The 17,480-nt window shown below is 72.2% G+C and carries 11 protein-coding genes; 3 read left to right on the top strand and 8 right to left on the bottom strand.

What is annotated here, in order from left to right:
* The first annotated feature begins 136 nt into the window (after window positions 1–136).
* Entirely contained in the window at window positions 137–1,270 is a 1,134-nt protein-coding gene (locus OOJ98_RS21500) for an NAD(P)/FAD-dependent oxidoreductase (protein ID WP_267056563.1), read from the top strand.
* A gap of 86 nt (window positions 1,271–1,356) precedes the next feature.
* Here the strand turns inward: OOJ98_RS21500 and OOJ98_RS21495 are convergent, their stop codons facing one another.
* The 7 genes from OOJ98_RS21495 to OOJ98_RS21465 all read right to left on the bottom strand — a co-directional run bounded on the left by OOJ98_RS21495 (window position 1,357) and on the right by OOJ98_RS21465 (window position 11,866).
* A complete protein-coding gene (locus tag OOJ98_RS21495; RefSeq protein ID WP_267056562.1) occupies window positions 1,357–1,968 on the bottom strand; it encodes a TetR/AcrR family transcriptional regulator in 612 nt (203 codons plus the stop codon).
* A gap of 89 nt (window positions 1,969–2,057) precedes the next feature.
* Window positions 2,058–3,650, bottom strand: a complete 1,593-nt coding sequence (serA, locus tag OOJ98_RS21490; RefSeq protein ID WP_267056561.1) for a phosphoglycerate dehydrogenase — start codon at window positions 3,648–3,650, stop codon at window positions 2,058–2,060.
* A gap of 254 nt (window positions 3,651–3,904) precedes the next feature.
* Window positions 3,905–4,906 carry a ketol-acid reductoisomerase gene (ilvC, locus tag OOJ98_RS21485; RefSeq protein ID WP_267056560.1) on the bottom strand — a complete coding sequence of 334 codons (1,002 nt, stop codon included), beginning with the start codon at window positions 4,904–4,906 and terminating at the stop codon, window positions 3,905–3,907.
* A 108-nt stretch (window positions 4,907–5,014) separates the two neighbouring features.
* The gene (gene ilvN / locus OOJ98_RS21480; protein ID WP_100577584.1) at window positions 5,015–5,542 is read right to left on the bottom strand and encodes an acetolactate synthase small subunit; all 528 of its coding nucleotides are present in this window, start codon (window positions 5,540–5,542) and stop codon (window positions 5,015–5,017) included.
* Window positions 5,543–5,568: 26 nt separating this feature from the next.
* Window positions 5,569–7,437, bottom strand: coding sequence for an acetolactate synthase large subunit (locus tag OOJ98_RS21475; protein ID WP_267056559.1), 1,869 nt, complete (start codon window positions 7,435–7,437; stop codon window positions 5,569–5,571).
* A 226-nt stretch (window positions 7,438–7,663) separates the two neighbouring features.
* Complete coding sequence (locus OOJ98_RS21470; protein WP_267056558.1) at window positions 7,664–10,531, bottom strand: bifunctional diguanylate cyclase/phosphodiesterase; 2,868 nt, start codon at window positions 10,529–10,531, stop codon at window positions 7,664–7,666.
* A 393-nt stretch (window positions 10,532–10,924) separates the two neighbouring features.
* Window positions 10,925–11,866, bottom strand: a complete 942-nt coding sequence (locus OOJ98_RS21465; RefSeq protein WP_267056557.1) for a 2-hydroxyacid dehydrogenase — start codon at window positions 11,864–11,866, stop codon at window positions 10,925–10,927.
* A gap of 74 nt (window positions 11,867–11,940) precedes the next feature.
* On the opposite strand from OOJ98_RS21465, the gene OOJ98_RS21460 reads away from it, so the two are divergent.
* Together OOJ98_RS21460 and OOJ98_RS21455 are read left to right on the top strand one after the other, a co-directional pair.
* On the top strand, window positions 11,941–12,954 hold the full coding sequence (locus tag OOJ98_RS21460) for an aldo/keto reductase (RefSeq protein ID WP_267056556.1): 1,014 nt from the start codon (window positions 11,941–11,943) through the stop codon (window positions 12,952–12,954).
* 125 nt (window positions 12,955–13,079) lie between these two features.
* Window positions 13,080–14,231, top strand: coding sequence for a sorbosone dehydrogenase family protein (locus tag OOJ98_RS21455; protein WP_267056555.1), 1,152 nt, complete (start codon window positions 13,080–13,082; stop codon window positions 14,229–14,231).
* 44 nt (window positions 14,232–14,275) lie between these two features.
* On the opposite strand, the gene OOJ98_RS21450 is transcribed toward OOJ98_RS21455, so the two are convergent.
* On the bottom strand, window positions 14,276–17,362 hold the full coding sequence (locus tag OOJ98_RS21450) for a helix-turn-helix transcriptional regulator (RefSeq protein ID WP_267056554.1): 3,087 nt from the start codon (window positions 17,360–17,362) through the stop codon (window positions 14,276–14,278).
* Window positions 17,363–17,480 lie beyond the last annotated feature (118 nt).

Here is a 17,480-nt window from a genome sequence, read left to right as displayed (position 1 = left end):
CGCCCACGCGGCCGCTGGACGGCTGTCGGTGCCGGTCGGTGTTCTGTAGGCGGACTGTCGGTGGGCGCGGGGAGATTGGTCGGTGTCGGGGCCGGCGCGTTGGCGCGGGCCGCTCTTCGATCCCCAGGGAAGTCCCATGCTCACCGACGTCACCATCATCGGCGCCGGGCTCGGCGGCCTCACGCTCGCCCGCGTCCTGCACGTCCACGGCATCGCGTCCACGGTCTACGAGGCCGAGCCCTCGCCGACCTCGCGCTCGCAGGGCGGGATGCTCGACATCCATGACTACAACGGTCAACTCGCCCTGGAGGAAGCCGGGTTGATGGACGCCTTCCAGGGTCTCGTCCTGGAGGGGCGCCAGGCGATGCGGATGCTCGCCCCCGACGGCACCGTCGTGTTCGACAAGGCCGACGACGGCACGGGCGGCCGCCCCGAGGTGCAGCGCGGCGACCTGCGCCGGCTCCTGCTCGACTCGCTCCCGGCCGGCACGGTGCGCTGGGGGTGCAAGGTGCGCGGCGCCCGCACCCTCGGCGACGGGCGGCACGAGGTCACCTTCGACGACGGCGCCACCGTGGTCGCGGGCCTGCTGGTCGGCGCGGACGGCGCGTGGTCGCGGGTGCGGCCGCTGCTCTCCGAGACCGCCCCCGCGTACATCGGCAAGTCGGTCGTCGAGACCTATCTGTTCGATGCGCGGACGCGGCACCCCGCCGCGGCGAAGGCCGTCGGCGGCGGATCGATGATCGCGACCATGCCGGGCAGGGAGATCTTCGCCCACCGCGAGAAGGACGAGACCCTGCACGCGTACGTGGGGGTGGAGGAGCCCCGCGAGTGGTTCGACTCCATCGACTTCGGCGACGCCGCCGAGGCCACCGCGCGGATCGCGCGGGAATTCGACGGCTGGGCCCCGGAACTCACCGCGCTGATCACCAACTGCGACGTCCCGCCGGTCCTGCGCCACCTGCACTCCCTGCCGGCCGAGCACCGGTGGGAGCGGGTGCCGGGCGTGACCCTGCTCGGCGACGCCGCGCACCTCTCGGCGCCGAACGGCGAGGGCGCCAACCTGGCGATGCTCGACGGGGCCGAACTGGCCAGGTCCCTCGCCGAGCACGAGGGCGACGTCGAGGCGGCGCTCGCCGCGTACGAGCGGGTCCTGTTCCCGCGCAGCGCGCGGGCGGCCGTCCTGGAAGCGGGCGAGGAACTCGGGCCCGACACCGGCGACGTCACCCCGCACGACCTGATCGCCGCGTTCACCGAGGCGGGGCGGGCCTGAGAGAGATGGCGGGCGGGCCTGAGAGTGTGGCGGGCGGTCCCGGCCGCGGGCGCCGGCCGGGACGTGGACCGCGCCCGGCCCACGCCTCAGCCCGCGCTCCGCGTCCCGTCGCCGTCGATCCCCATGACGATCTTCAGCCCCTCGGTGAGCTCCCGCGCCGAGGGGGCGGTCGTGGGATCGACCATCCACTGCACCATCACACCGGCGAGCAGCGCCTGGAAGAAGGTGCCGGCCAGCCGGGCCCGCTCGGGGTCCGCGTCCTGGTCGAGACCGAGGAAGCCTTCCGCGAGGCCCGCACGCCCCTCCAACTGGGGCCCCGCGAGCGCCTTCTGGAGGTCGGGGTCGCTGTCGAGCCGGGAGACGATCTCCATCTGGAGCTTCCAGACGGGCCGGCTCTGCTCGTAGGAGTCGATGACCTTGGCCCAGCCGCGCTCGAAACGTTCGAGCGGCGGCAGGTCCGCGCTGTCGGCGCCGCCCTCGCCCGCGGCCTCCCGGCTGTCGGCGACCGCGTCGCCCCACTCCTCGGTGAGCTTCAGGAAGGCCAGGTTGAGCAGCGCTTCCTTGGAGCCGTAGTGGTAGCCGATGGAGGCCAGATTGGTGCCGGACTCGGCCACGATGTCGCGCGCGGTGGTGCGGGCGTAGCCCTTCTCCAGCAGGCAGCGCTTGGCGCCTTCGAGCAGATCCTCACGGTGTCCCATGACAGCAGCGTACCCGGCATACAGACATCCGTCTAAGACAAGCGTCTACGGACGTCCGCGGGCCGGGTACGGGTGCGCCGGGGCCGGGGTCAGTCGGTGAGGTTGACCGAGCGGGCCGAGTTGGCGCCGATCTCGGCGGCGACCTCGGCCAGCACGTTCTGCGGGATGGTGTCGTCGACGGTCAGCACGGCCAGCGCCTCGCCGCCCTCCTCCGCGCGCGCCACCTGCATGCCGGCGATGTTCAGCCCGGCCTCGCCGAGGACGCGGCCGACGGTGCCGACGATGCCGGGACGGTCCTCGTAACGGAGCACGATCATGTGGTCGGCCAGCGCCAGGTCCACGTCGAACGCGCCGATCGCGACGACCTTCTGGAGGTGCTTGGGGCCGGCCAGGGTGCCGGAGACCGACACCTCCTCGCCGTCCGAGAGGGTGCCGCGCACCGTCACCACGTTGCGGTGGTTGGGGGACTCGCTCGACGTGGTCAGACGGACCTCGACGCCGCGCTCCTGCGCGAAGAGCGGAGCGTTGACGTAGGAGACCGTCTCGTCGACGACGTCCTCGAACACGCCCTTGAGCGCGGAGAGTTCGAGCACCTTCACGTCGTGCTGGGTGATCTCGCCGTACACCTCGACGTCGAGACGGACCGCGACCTCGCCCGCGAGCGCGGTGAAGATGCGGCCGAGGCGCTCGGCGAGCGGCAGGCCCGGCTTGACGTCCTCGGCGATGACGCCGCCCTGGACGTTGACCGCGTCCGGCACCAGCTCGCCCGCGAGCGCGAGGCGCACGGACTTGGCGACGGCGATGCCGGCCTTCTCCTGGGCCTCGTCGGTGGAGGCGCCGAGGTGCGGGGTGCAGACGACCTGGTCGAGCTCGAAGAGCGGGGAGTCCGTGCAGGGCTCCTTCGCGTACACGTCCAGACCGGCGCCGGCGACGCGGCCCTCCTTGAGGGCGGAGTACAGCGCGGCCTCGTCGACGATGCCGCCGCGCGCCGCGTTCACGATCCGCACGTGCGGCTGCACCTTGTGCAGCGCGTCGTCGCCGATCAGGCCGAGCGTCTCGGGGGTCTTGGGGAGGTGCACGGTGATGAAGTCGGAGACTTCGAGCAGCTCGTCGAGGGAGAGGAGCTTGACGCCCATCTGCGCGGCGCGGGCCGGCTGCACATAGGGGTCGTACGCGACGATCTTCATGCCGAAGGCCGACATGCGCTGCGCGACCAGGACGCCGATGCGGCCGAGGCCGACCACGCCGAGGGTCTTCTCGCTCAGCTCGACGCCGGTGTACTTGCTCCGCTTCCACTCGCCGTTCTTCAGCGCGGTGTTGGCCTGCGGGATGTTGCGCGCGGTGGCGACGAGGAGGCCGCAGGCGAGCTCGGCGGCGGTGACGATGTTGGAGGTCGGGGCGTTCACGACCATCACGCCGGCCTTGGTGGCGGCGGACACGTCCACGTTGTCGAGGCCGACACCGGCGCGGGCGACGACCCGCAGCTTGCGGGCGGCGGCGACGGCCTCCGCGTCGACCTTGGTGGCCGAGCGGATCAGGATCGCGTCGACATCGGCGATGGCGGGCAGCAGCTCCGCGCGGTCGGCTCCGTTGCAGTGCCGGATCTCGAAGTCCGGCCCGAGGGCGTCGACGGTGGCGGGCGACAGCTCTTCAGCGATGAGTACGACAGGTTTCGAGCTCACGTGGGTCCTCACTGAATCCTTTGCGGACGGCCGTCCCGACGGCCGCAGGCGGTGGAGGGGCTAGACCGCGTGGAAGACGCACGACGCTGTGGGCCTGACGCGTAGGTGTTGCTGAGCAGTGTAGTGCCGCACCCCCGGAGGTTTTCCTCCGTGAAGGCAGGATCACCCGATGGGGGTTGGACGCGGTGTCCATGGGCGTGCGATACCAGCGGGGTCGGACACCTGCACTGTGTCCGACCCCGCTGACAGGAGGCTTACGCCTCGTCGTTCTGCACCCAGCTCATGAGCTTGCGCAGCTCCTTGCCGGTGGTCTCCAGGAGGTGCTCGGAGTCCTGGGTCTTGTACTCGTTGTACTTCTTCAGGCCGCCGTGGTACTCGTCCATCCAGTTCTTGGCGAACGTGCCGTCCTGGATCTCGGCGAGGACCTTCTTCATCTCGGCCTTGGTGTCGGCGGTGATGATGCGGGGGCCGGTGACGTAGTCGCCCCACTCGGCGGTCTCGGAGATCGACCAGCGCATCTTCTCCAGGCCGCCCTCGTACATGAGGTCCACGATCAGCTTCAGCTCGTGGAGGCACTCGAAGTACGCGATCTCCGGCTGGTAGCCGGCCTCGGTCAGCGTCTCGAAGCCCGCCTTGACCAGCGCCGCGGTGCCACCGCAGAGCACGGCCTGCTCACCGAACAGGTCGGTCTCGGTCTCCTCGGTGAAGGTCGTCTTGATGACGCCGGCGCGGGTGCCGCCGATGCCCTTGGCGTACGAGAGCGCCAGCTGCAGGCCGTTGCCCTGCGGGTCCTGCTCGACGGCCACGATGCACGGAACGCCGCGGCCCTCTTCGTACTGACGGCGCACCAGGTGGCCGGGGCCCTTGGGCGCGACCATCGCGACGGTCACGTTGGCCGGGGGCTTGATGAAGCCGAAGCGGATGTTCAGGCCGTGGCCGAAGAACAGCGCGTCGCCGTCCTTGAGGTTGTCCTTGATGGACTCCTCGTAGACCTGGGCCTGGATCGGGTCCGGGACCAGGATCATGATGACGTCGGCCTCGGCGGCGGCCTCGGACGGCGTCACCACGCGCAGGCCCTGCTCCTCGGCCTTCGCCTTGGACTTGGAGCCCTCGTGCAGACCGACGCGGACGTCGACACCCGAGTCACGGAGCGACAGTGCGTGGGCGTGGCCCTGGCTGCCGTACCCGATCACCGCGACCTTGCGGCCCTGGATGATGGACAGGTCGGCATCGTCGTCGTAGAACAGCTCGGCCACTGGGTTATCTCCTTGGTGTGCTGGTGTTGCGTCCACCGTATCGGTGGGGGTGAGTAAGGAACGGGTGAGTCTCGCGATACGGGCGGGTCAGAGCCCCTGTCGCGGGGCTCAGGCGCTGCGGTCCAGGGCGCGCAGCGAGCGGTCCGTGATGGACCGGGCGCCGCGCCCTATGGCGATCGTGCCGGACTGGACGAGCTCCTTGATGCCGAACTGCTCCAGCATCTTCAGCATCGCCTCCAGCTTGTCGGCGCCGCCGGTGGCCTCGATGGTCACGGCCTCGGGCGAGACGTCCACGGTCTTGGCGCGGAACAGCTGGACGATCTCGACGATCTGGGAGCGCGTTTCGTTGTCGGCACGCACCTTCACCAGAACGAGCTCGCGCTGGATCGCAGCGCTGGGCTCGAGTTCGACGATCTTCAGGACGTTGACCAGCTTGTTGAGCTGCTTGGTCACCTGCTCGAGGGGCAGGTCCTCGACACTCACCACGATGGTGATGCGGGAGATGTCGGGGTGCTCGGTGACACCGACCGCGAGCGAGTCGATGTTGAAGCCGCGGCGGGAGAACAGCGCGGCGATCCTGGCCAGGATGCCGGGGGTGTTCTCGACCAGGACCGAGAGCGTGTGCTTGGTGGACATGAGCCTCTTACCTCTTCCTACAGCTCTCAGTCGTCTTCGTTGTCGCCGAAGTCGGGACGGACTCCGCGGGCGGCCATGACCTCGTCGTTGGAGGTGCCGGCGGCGACCATCGGCCACACCTGTGCGTCCTCGTGGACGATGAAATCGATCACGACGGGACGGTCGTTGATCGAGTTGGCCTCCTGGATCGCCTTGTCCAGATCCTCGGGGCGCTCGCAGCGGATCGCGTAGCAGCCCATCGCCTCGGACAGCTTCACGAAGTCCGGGACGCGGGTGCCGCCGCTCGGCTTGCCCTCGGTGGCGATGCCGTCCTCGGGGCCCGAGTGCAGCACGGTGTTGGAGTAGCGCTGGTTGTAGAACAGGGTCTGCCACTGGCGGACCATGCCGAGGGCGCCGTTGTTGATGATGGCGACCTTGATCGGGATGTTGTTCAGCGCGCAGGTGGTCAGTTCCTGGTTGGTCATCTGGAAGCAGCCGTCGCCGTCGATCGCCCAAACCATGCGGTCCGGTTGTCCGGCCTTGGCGCCCATGGCGGCGGGGACCGCGTAGCCCATGGTTCCGGCGCCGCCCGAGTTGAGCCAGGTGGCGGGCAGTTCGTAGTTGACGAAGTGCGCGGCCCACATCTGGTGCTGGCCGACGCCGGCCGCGTAGATGGTGTCCGGGTCCGCCAGCTCGCCGAGGCGCTGGATGACGCGCTGCGGGGAGAGCGTGCCGTCGTTGGGCTCGTCGTAGCCCAGCGGGTACGTCTCGCGCCAGCGGTTGAGGTCCTTCCACCAGGCGCTGTAGTCGCCCTTGTGGCCCTCGGAGTACTCGGCCTGGACGGCCTGGACCAGGTCGGCGATGACCTCGCGCGCGTCGCCCACGATCGGGACGTCGACCTCGCGGTTCTTGCCGATCTCCGCCGGGTCGATGTCCGCGTGGATGATCTTCGCGAACGGTGCGAAGCTGTCCAGCTTGCCGGTGACACGGTCGTCGAAGCGGGTGCCGAGCGCGATGAGCAGGTCCGACTTCTGCAGCGCGGTGACGGCGGTGACCGCACCGTGCATGCCGGGCATTCCCACGTGCAGCGGGTGGCTGTCGGGGAAGGCGCCGAGCGCCATCAGGGTGGTGGTGACGGGCGCTCCGGTGAGCTCCGCGAGGACCTTCAGCTCGGCGGTGGCGCCGGCCTTCAGGACACCGCCGCCGACGTACAGGACCGGGCGCCTGGCCGCCACGATCAGCTTGGCGGCCTCACGGATCTGCTTGGCGTGCGGCTTGGTGACCGGCCGGTAGCCCGGCAGGTCCGTCTGCGGCGGCCACGCGAACGTGGTCTGCGCCTGCAGGGCGTCCTTGGCGATGTCGACCAGGACCGGGCCCGGCCGGCCGGTCGAGGCGATGTGGAACGCCTCGGCGATGGTGCGCGGGATGTCCTCGGCCTTGGTGACCAGGAAGTTGTGCTTGGTGATCGGCATGGTGATGCCGACGATGTCCGCCTCCTGGAAGGCGTCCGTACCGATCGCCTTGGAGGAGACCTGACCGGTGATCGCGACGAGCGGCACCGAGTCCATGTGGGCGTCGGCGATCGGGGTCACCAGGTTGGTGGCACCGGGACCCGAGGTCGCCATGCACACCCCGACCTTGCCGGTGGCCTGCGCGTAACCGGTGGCCGCGTGGCCCGCACCCTGCTCGTGGCGGACCAGGACGTGACGGACCCGCGTCGAGTCCATCATCGGGTCGTACGCCGGCAGGATGGCACCGCCGGGGATACCGAACACGACCTCCGCCCCGACCTCCTCGAGAGAACGGATGAGGGACTTCGCGCCCGTGACGTGCTCGACGGTCGCGGACTGGTGTCCGCCGTTACGGGGCCGCGGCTGCGGATGGTGGGCCCCGGTGGCCTGCTCGGTCATCGGCATTCTCTTCTCGAAGCTGAGGGTTTTTGCGGGGGTTTGGTCAAGTCTTCGGTGGTGCTTGAGGGGTGCCAGTGCAACAAAAAACCCCTCGTGCCGTGAGGCAAGCGAGGGGAGCGCGTCGGGTGCGGTCTGCGGGGCCTGCTGGGGCTCCGCTTCAGCCGACGCGCTTTCCAAGTACGAGAATTCGGGTGCGCATGGCATTGACCCTCCCCCCGGCGCGCCGGTGGTGTCAAGGAGGTGGGACGGGCGTCTCATTATGTGAGCCGAGCAGGGGCCGGCTCCGGCCACTGAGCACGGGGAGCGCGGCCCCGCCGGGCACCGGGAACTCGCCGCGCGCGAGGGACCGGCGCAGCCGGTACTCGTCGAGCGGTCCCGAGAACGCCATGCCGAGCCCGTGGGTGCACCCCATGGCCCGCAGCGCCAGGACCTGCTCCGGCGCGTCGAGCCCGTCGGCCACCGACTGCATGCCGAGATCGCAGGCGATCCGGAGCAGCCCCGCGGTGATCTTGTGCAGTCTGGCCGATTCGACGACGCCCTCGATCAGCCCCCTGTCCAGTTTCAGGAGGTCGATGGGGAGCCGGCGCAGCGCGTTGATCGCCGCGTAGCCGCTGCCGAACCCGTCGAGCGCGATGCGCACACCGAGCCTGCGCAGCCCCACCAGGCGCCGCTCCAGCTCGTCGAAGGAGATCCTCGGGTCGCTGTCGGCCAGCTCGATGATCAGGGCGCCGGAGGGCAGCCCGTGGCGGGCGAGCAGGGCTTCCAGGGCGCCGATCGGCAGCGACTTGTCGAGCAGGCGCCGGGCCGAGAGGCGGACCGACACGGGGGCCGCGAGCCCCGCGCGGCGGCGCTCGGCGGCCAGCTCGACGGCCTCTTCGAGCAGCCAGCGCCCCAGCTTCGCGGCGCGCTCGTTCTCGTCGGCGACCCGCAGGAACTCGGCCGGCGTGAACAGGATGCCCTGCGCGGAGCGCCAGCGGGCCTGGGCGGCGACGGCGGCGACCGCACCGGTGGTGAGGTCGACGACGGGCTGGTGCAGCACGACGAATTCGCCGTCGCTCAGTGCCGTACGCAGCCGGGCCGCGAGTTCCGACTTGCGGACCACCTCGGCCTGCATCTGCGGTGCGTACAGCTCGACCCGGTTCTTGCCGCCCTTCTTGGCGCGGTACATCGCGAGGTCGGCGTTGCGCAGCAGCTCCCCCGCGCCGACGCCCGGCTCGGCGAAGGCGACGCCGATGGAGGCGGCGACGCGGACCTCGTTGCCGTCGATCTGGTACGGCTGCGACAGGGTCAGGCGCAGCCGGTCGGCGATCTCCCGTACGTGGTACTCGCGGGCCACCCGGTCGCGGGTGCCGTCGCCGAGGATCAGCGCGGCGAACTCGTCGCCGCCGAACCGCGCCGCGGTGTCGCCCGCGCGCACGGATTCGTGGAGGCGACGGGCGGCCTGGATGAGCAGCTCGTCGCCGGCCTGGTGGCCGATGGTGTCGTTGACCTGCTTGAAGCCGTCGAGGTCGATGAAGAGCACGGCGGTGCCGGGGTCGGTGGTGCGCCGTCCGCCGAGCGCCTTGCGGACCCGCTTGGTGAACAGGGCGCGGTTGGGCAGGTCGGTGAGCGGGTCGTGTTCGGCGTTGTGCTCCAACTGCGCCTGGAGCCTGACGCGTTCGGTCACGTCGCGGCTGTTGAGGATGAGCCCGCCCTGGTGGCGGTTGACGGTGGATTCGACGTTGAGCCACTCGCCGGTCCCCGACTTGAAGCGGCACTCGATCCGCGTCGTGGGCTCGTCGGCGGGCGGCGCCGCGAGGAAACGGCGCACCTCGTGCACGACCCGGCCGAGGTCCTCGGGGTGGATGAGCGAGGCGAGCTCGGAGCCGACCAGCTCCTCCGCGTCTCTCCCGTAGACCCCGGCGGCGGCGGGGCTGACGTAGCGCAGCATGCCGGTGGGGGCGGCGATCATGATGACGTCGCTCGATCCCTGCACCAGGGAGCGGAAGTGGTTCTCCTTCTGGGCCAGTTCGTGGGTGAGCGCGATGTTGTCGAGGAGCATGATCCCCTGGCGGACCACGAGGGCGAGCACCACGGTGCAGCCGGTGAGGACGACCATCCGGTCGACCCGGTGGCCCTCGATGACGTTGTAGAGGATGCCCAGGGTGCAGACCGCGGCCGCGAGGTACGGCGTGAGCGCGGCGAGCGAACTGGCGAGCGGCCGGGTCACCGGCAGCGGGTGCGCCCGGCCCCGGCCGGCGGCGGGGCCCACCCCGAGCGGGGTGACGTCCGGCCGGCGCGGCGGCGCCGGGGGCAGCCTGCGGGCGCCCCAGGGGGCGTAGGCGAGCAGCAGGGAGCCGGCGAACCAGCCGGCGTCGAGGAGCTGGCCGGAGCGGTAGTGCTCACGCAGCAGCGGCGAGGTGAACAGGGCGTCGCACAGCACGGTCAGGGCGAGCGCCGCGATCGCGGTGTTCACCGCGGACCGGTTGGCCGAGGAGCGCCGGAAGTGCAGCGCGAGCACCATGCTGACCAGCACGATGTCGAGCAGCGGATAGGCGAGGGTGAGGGTGGCGTGGGCGACCCCTTCGCCCTCGCCCTCGTGGGCCGTGCGCGCGAGGGCCAGGCTCCAGGACAGGGTGAGCAGGGAGCCGCCGATGAGCCAGGAGTCGAGCCCGAGACAGACCCAACCCGCCCTGGTGACGGGGCGTTTGGCGAGGACGAGCAGGCCCACGATGGCGGGCGGCGCGAAGCAGAGGAAGAAGAAGTCGGCGGGCGAGGGGGTGGGCACCTGGCGCCGCAGCACCACCTCGTACCAGCCCCAGACGCCGTTGCCGCAGGCGGCCATGGCGGAGGAGAAGGAGAACAGCAGCCAGGCCGGCCGAAAGCTGCTCTCGCTCTCCGCCGCGTCCTGTGCGTACAGGAAGCAGGAGACCGCGGCGATGAGGGCCGCGCAGGCGAGCCCGAAGTCGCCCATGATCAGGGCGAGTTCCTCGGAACCCCAGCCCAGGAATGCGCCGGTGGCATATCCCGCACAGATCAGTGCGAGGGCCAGTTGGGAGACCATGCCGGTCCCGCCGCCGGCCATCGGGGGTCGGGTGAGAATCGCACCCGGCGCGCTCACCGGACCGCTCCCCGCCACCGGGCCCGCAGCACGGTCCCCTCCGGCCGGGGCCGGATCGTGGATTCGCCGGCCCGCGGGCCGTGCTTTTGGGCGCCGTTCGTCGTTGTTCCGCTTATCGCCCCGGCGGTCGCCGCTCCACCGCGGTGCATCGCTGCGCGATACGCGCGGCACGGTTGCCGCAGGCGGCTCCGCCGCGTCGGATCGTTCGTCCATTGGCCGTGCATCGCCCGTCGCCCCCCTCGCAGTGATCGCTCGCCCGCGCCGTAGACGCACGGCGCCGGCCCCCGGTCGGGACGATACACCAGTCTCGTCACTCAGGGACATAGTCCCTATACGCTCAGTGACAGCGTGCAGTCGTGAGGGCACCCGGTGCGCCCGAACCGCTGCGGAGCGTTACTGATCCGTCGTCAGAACCACGTTGGCGAGGGGTTCTTGGGCCGCGAAGCGGGTGAGCTGAGCGGCGAGCAGACGCTTGGCGCGGGGCAGGAAGGCGGAGCTCGAACCGCCCACGTGCGGGCTGATCAGAACGTTCGGAGCGCTCCACAACGGGTGCCCCGCGGGCAGGGGTTCGGGGTCGGTGACATCCAGTGCCGCGTGCAGACGCCCGGACTTCAGTTCGGCCAGCAGCGCCTCGGTCTCCACGACCGGTCCGCGCGCGACGTTCACCAGGAGCGCACCGTCCTTGAGCCGGCTCAGGAACGCGGCGTCCACCAGGCCCTTCGTCAGGTCGGTGAGGGGGGTGGAGACGATGACGACGTCGGCATGGGGGAGCAGCGCGGGCAGATCGGCCCAGCCGTGCACGGCGCCGCGCTCCGTGGTGCGCGAGGAGCGCGCGACGCGCGCCACCCGCGCGCATTCGAAGGGCGCGAGCCGGTCCTCGATGGCGGCGCCGATCGACCCGTACCCGACGATCAGGACCGACTTGTCGGCGAGGGCGGGGTAGAACCCCGACCGCCACTCCTGCTTCTCCTGTCCCCGCACGAACCCCGGGATCCCGCGCAGTGAGGCGAGGACGAGGGTCAGGGTCAGCTCCGCGGTGGACGCCTCGTGGACCCCGCGCGCGTTGCACAGGCGTACGCCGGGCGGCAGCAGGCCGATGCCGGGCTGCACGTGGTCGATGCCCGCGGTCAGCGTCTGCACGACCCGCAGGCCGGTCATGGCGGCGAGCGGGCGGACCGCGGTCTCGGACGGCTTCATGTACGGGACCACGTAGACGGCGCAGTCGGCGGGGTCGGCGGGGAACTCCGGGCCGCCGTCCCAGACCCGGTAGCCGAGGGAGTCGGGGAGGCCCGGCACGTCGGCCGGGTCGAAGGGGATCCACACGTCTGCGCTCATGGTCAGGAGGCTATGCGAAGGCGCCGGGAGGCCCCGGGTTAGTTTGGGGAGCGACGAGGGAGGGATCCGGCCAGGTGGAGCGCAGGACAATCGGGGCGGGGGCCCTGCGGGCGGGTGCGATCGGGCTCGGCTGCATGCCGATGAGCTGGGGCTACACCAGCTCGCAACAGGACCTCGACCGCTCCGTCGGGGCCCTGCACGCGGCCCTGGACACCGGCTCGAATCTGCTGGACACCGCCGACATGTACGGCCCGTTCACCAACGAGCTGCTGATCGGCCGGGTGCTCAAGGAGCGCAGGGCCGAGGCGTTCGTCACCACCAAGTGCGGGCTCCTGGTCGGCGGCGACCAGCACGTGGTCGCCAACGGCCGCCCCGGGTACGTGCGTCGGGCCTGCGACGCCTCACTGCGCCGCCTGGGGACCGAGGTCATCGACCTGTACCTGCTGCACCGCGCCGACCCCGAGGTCCCCGTCGAGGAGACCTGGGGCGCGATGGCGGAGCTGGTGACGGCGGGGAAGGTGCGCGCGCTCGGGCTCAGCGCGATGGGCGCGCGGGCGGTGCGGCGCACGGCGCCGGTGGCCGGGGTGCACGGGCTGCACGTGGGCCGGTACGAGTCGACGGTGCGGCAGCTCCAGCGCGTGCAGCAGGTCTTCCCGGTCGCCGCCGTGCAGGCGGAGCTGTCCGTGTGGTCGCGGGAGGCCCTCGACGCGCTGCTCCCGTGGTGCACGCCACGCGGTGTGGCCCTGCTGGCCGCGATGCCGCTGGGCAACGGCTTCCTCACCGGCACGCTCACCCCGGGCCAGGGCTTCGAGCCGGACGACATACGGGCCCGCCACCCCCGCTTCACCGCGGAGATGATGGCGGCCAACCAGCCCGTGGTGGCGGGCCTGCGCCGGATCGCCGAGCGGCACGGGGCGACCCCGGGCCAGGTGGCGCTGGCCTGGCTGCTGCGCCTCGGCGACCAGGTCGTCCCCGTGCCCGGTGCCAAGCGCGCCGAGTGGGTGCGCGAGAACGCCCGCGCGGCGGAGCTCTCCCTCACCCCGCGCGACCTGGCCGACCTCGCGGCGCTCCCGGCGGCACGCGACTGACCGGGGCGGCGTGCGGGTGCCCGGCGTCGCGCGCGTTCGGGCGGTCGGACAGTCGGGCGGGGCGGGGGTGCCCGGACCGCCAGAATGGGCCCACCGCATCGACCCCGTCGAAGGGAACCACCACCGTGCGACGAACCACCGTGGCCACCGCCCTGGCCGCCACCGCGCTCGTGCTCGCGGCCGGCTGCTCCTCCGGCACCCCGCAGCCGCGCGGGCAGGGCTCGGCCTCCGGGGCCGGGGCGGCCTCCCCGGCCGCGACGCCCAGCGTCCAACTCCCGCCCGCCAAGGGCTCGGTGAAGGTGGCAAGGACCGTCGTCCAGGACCTCAGGTCTCCCTGGGGCATCGCGGCGCTCCCCGAGGGAGGCCTCCTCGTCGGCTCCCGGGACGACGGCTCCGTCCTGCACGTGGACACCACGACCGGCGCGAAGTCCGCGGTGGGCAGCGTGCCGGGCGTCGACCACCAGGGCGAGGGCGGCCTGCTCGGTCTCGCCCTCTCCCCCACGTACGGCGCCGACCACCTGGTCTACGCGTACTTCACCACCGAGTCCGACAACCGCATCGCCCGGATGAACTACGACCCGAAGCGTCCCGCGGGCCAGCAGTTGGGGGCGCCCGACACGATCCTGCGCGGCATCCCCAAGGGCACCGTCCACAACGGCGGGCAGATCGCCTTCGGCCCCGACCGGATGCTCTACGCCGGGACCGGTGAGACCGGTGACCGGGGGCTGGCCCAGGACAAGACGTCGCTCGGCGGGAAGATCCTGCGGATGACGCCCGACGGGCAGCCCGCGTACGGCAATCCGGACGCGGACTCCGTCGTGTACTCCCCCGGGCACCGCAATGTGCAGGGCCTCGCCTGGGACAGCGAGAACCGGCTGTGGGCCTCGGAGTTCGGGCAGGACACCTGGGACGAGCTCAACTACATCGAGCCCGGCAAGAACTACGGCTGGCCCGTCGTGGAGGGCCGGGGCGGCAAGCCCGGCTATGTCGACCCGGTCGCGCAGTGGAAGACCTCGGAGGCCTCCCCCAGCGGAATCGCGTACACCGGCGGCTCGGTGTGGCTGGCCGCGCTCAAGGGCGAGCGGCTGTGGCGCGTCCCGCTGAACGGCACCACGGCGCTCGCCGCTCCCGAGGCGTTCCTCACCGGCCGGTACGGACGGCTGCGCACCGTGCTCGCGGCCGGGCCGGGCAAGCTCTGGGCGCTCACCAACAACACCGATTCGCGCGGCACCCCCAAGCCCGGCGACGACCGCATCCTGGAGCTGGACGTCACGTAGGGCCGGACATCTCCTAGGGCCGACCGTCACGTAGGGCCGGACGGTCACGGGCCGGGGGTGATCGCCGCCGCGTCGTGGAAGAGGTTGAGCCGGTGCGCGAGGGCCGCCGCCTCGCCCCGGCCCGAAACCCCCAGCTTGGCAAGGATGTTGGAGACGTGCACGCTCGCCGTCTTCGGCGCGATGTACAGCTCCTCGGCGATCTGGCGGTTGGTGTGGCCCGCCGCCACCAGGCGCAGGACGTCCTGCTCGCGGCTGGTGAGACCGAGCGCCTCCACCGGGTCGGCGGGGTCGTCGGGCACCACCGGGCCGGGGGCGGTCAGCGGGAGGCGGGCCCGGCGGGCGAGGAGCTCCAGCTGGTCGCGCAGCGGCCGGGCGTCCAGCCGCTCGGCTTCGGCATGGGCCTGGTGCAGCAGCGAGGCGACGCGCTCGCGGTCGCCGCCCTCGGCGAGCAGGGCCGCGGCCCAGCGGTGACAGACCTGGGCCAGGTCGTAGGGGCGGGCCAGGGGCCGCAGCGCGTGGGCGGCGGCCTCCCAGTGGGCCGCCGTGTCGCGGCCCTCGGCGCGTTCCAGTTCGGCGGCGACGACGAGAGCGAGCGCCTCCCACGAGGGCGCGCCGGTGGGAAGCCTCGTGGCCGCGGCACGGATGAGGGCGAGGGCGTCGGCCCGGCCCTGCTCGGCCGAGGGCAGACCCCGTACGTCGGCTTCCATCGCGGCGGCCACGACCAGCAGCGGCCAGGCGTAGCGCTGCGTGCCGAGCGGGAAGCCGCGCTCGGCCGCGCGGGCCAGCTCGGCGCGCGCCTCCTCGATCCGGCCCTGCGCGGCGGCGTACTCCACGGCGGTCCGGGCCAGCGGGATCACGTGCTGGGCCATCGGGTCGTAGCTGCCGAACGCCGCGTGCGCTTCGGCGAGGAAGGCCGTCGCCTGCTCCAACTCGCCCCGGCACAGCGCGAGATCGGCCCGGCGCATCAGGGCGTTGCCGCGCGGTTTGGTGCTCACCGCGGTGCGCTGGACCCGCTCGGCGGAGTCGGCGGCCTCCGCCCAGCGGCCGAGCGTGAAGAGCGACTCGGCACGGTTGGCCTGCACCCACGCCTCGTTGTCGAGCAGGCCGTACTGCTGGGCCAGGCCCACCCCCTCGTCGGCGACGCGCACGGCGTCCGCGGAGCGGCCGACCGCCTCCAGGCCGGAGCAGAGGTTCACATGGCCGCGGGTCGCCTCGCCCACCAGGCCCAGTTCGAGGGAGCGGTCGATCACCGCGCGCATCGTGGCGATGCCCTCCTCGATCGAGCCGGAGTCGAGTTGGAGCGTGCCGAGGGTGAGCCTGACGTTGAGCTCGATCTCCTCGGTCTCCACCAACTTGGCGTAGGCGACGGCCTGTTCGGCTTCGGCGAGCGTGTCGCCGCCCGGCTTGTGCAGCATCCGCCAGCCGGCGGCGGTGGCGAGCACCTCGGCGTGGACGGGGGACGGCGGAAGGCCGCGCACCAGTTCCTGCGCGGTGGCGATCTCGGCCCAGCCGTCGCCGCGGCCCAGGCTCTGGATGAACCGGGAGAGCTGGGTCCAGAACCAGGCCGCGCGCAGCGGGTCGTTCTCGGAGGGCCGGCCGCTCTCGGCGTCGATGAGCCGCAGGGCCTTCTTGGCGAGCTTCAGGGCGCGTTCGCGGTCGCCGGAGAGGCGGGCAGCCTCGACCGACTCGGCGAGCAGGTCGAGGTGGCGCAGGGGGGCCTCGCTGCCGGGGGCGCAGCCGCAGGCCGGGTAGGAGCCCGCGTGGTCCAGGGGTCTGAGCCCGGCGCGTATCTCCTCGGGGACGCCGTCCCACAGCTCCATCGCCCGCGAGAGCAGCCGCAGTTGCTCGGCGTAGGCGTGCCGGCGACGGGCCTCGACGGAGGCGCGGAGCACGACGGGCAGCGCCTTGGCGGGGTCGTGCGCGTGGTACCAGTAGGTGGCGAGCCGGGTGGTGTGCTCGTCGGCGCGCACCAGCGACGGGTCGGCTTCGAGCGCCTGCGCGTAGCGCCGGTTGAGACGGGAGGACTCGCCGGGCAGCAGGTCGTCGCTGACGGCCTCGCGCATCAGGGAGTGGCGGAAGCGGTAGCCGTCGCCGTCCGGCGCGGGGAGCAGGATGTTGGCGCCGACGGCGGCCCGCAGGGCCTCGATGAGCTTGTCCTCGGAGAGCCGGGCGACCGCGGCGAGCAGCGGGTACTCGACGGTGGAGCCGCCCTCGGCGGCTATCCGCACCACCTGCTGGGCGTCCTCGGGCAGGCTCTCGACGCGGACCAGGAGGAGGTCGCGCAGCGAGTCGCTCAGGCCGGGGCAGGCGGTGCCCGCGTCCCCGCACACGACGAGTTCCTCGACGAAGAAGGCGTTGCCGTCGGAGCGTTCGAAGATCTCGTCCACCAGGCGCTGTTCGGGTTCGGCGGCGCGGATTCCGGTGAGCTGGTGGTGGACCTCGGCGCGGGTGAAGCGGGGCAGCTCGATGCGCCGCACGCTGCGCAGCCGGTCGAGCTCGGCGAGGAGGGGGCGCAGCGGGTGGCGGCGGTGGATGTCGTCGGCGCGGTAGGTGGCCACGACGACGAGCCGGCCGCGCCGCAGGGTGCGGAAGAGGTAGGTGAGCAGATGGCGGGTGGAGGCGTCGGCCCAGTGCAGGTCTTCGAGGACGAGGACGACGGTGCGCTCGGCGGCGATCCGCTCCAGCATCCGTACGGTGAGTTCGAAGAGGCGGGCCGTGCCGTCCTCCCGTGCGAGCGGCAGGCCCGGCCTTGCCAGCTCGGGCAGGAGCAGCGCGAGCTCCTCCGCCTGGCCGTCGGCCGCGGCGGCCAGCTCGTCGGGCAGTTGGCGGCGCAGCGCGCGCAGCGCGGTCGAGAAGGGGGCGAAGGGCAGCCCGTCGGCGCCGACCTCGACGCAGCCGCCGATGGCGATCACGGCGCCGACGGCGCGGGCCGCGTCGGTGAACTCCTCGACGAGCCGGCTCTTGCCGACCCCCGCCTCACCGCCGACGAGCAGCGCCTGCGGCTCCCCCTGGGCCGCCGAGGCGCGGGCGAGTGCTTCGTTCAATGTCCGCAGCTCTTCGGCGCGGCCGACGAACACGGGGCTGACTGACCTGGTCTCCACGCCGCCGAGCATCGCACAGGCCACCGACATCGGGGCGGACGGTCCGTCCCCGGCCTGGGAGGCGGCCCCGGAGGAGGTCGGGGCGGCGGCCGGGGACGGGGTCCGGACGGTGGGTCCCGGGCGGGCCGGGGGCGGGGTGGCCGGGGTG

It is taken from the genome of Streptomyces sp. NBC_00083 (assembly GCF_026343295.1).
GTDB lineage: Bacteria > Actinomycetota > Actinomycetes > Streptomycetales > Streptomycetaceae > Streptomyces.
The sequence above is the reverse complement of the archived record's forward strand: the minus strand, read 5'-3'. Positions and strand labels throughout refer to the sequence as shown.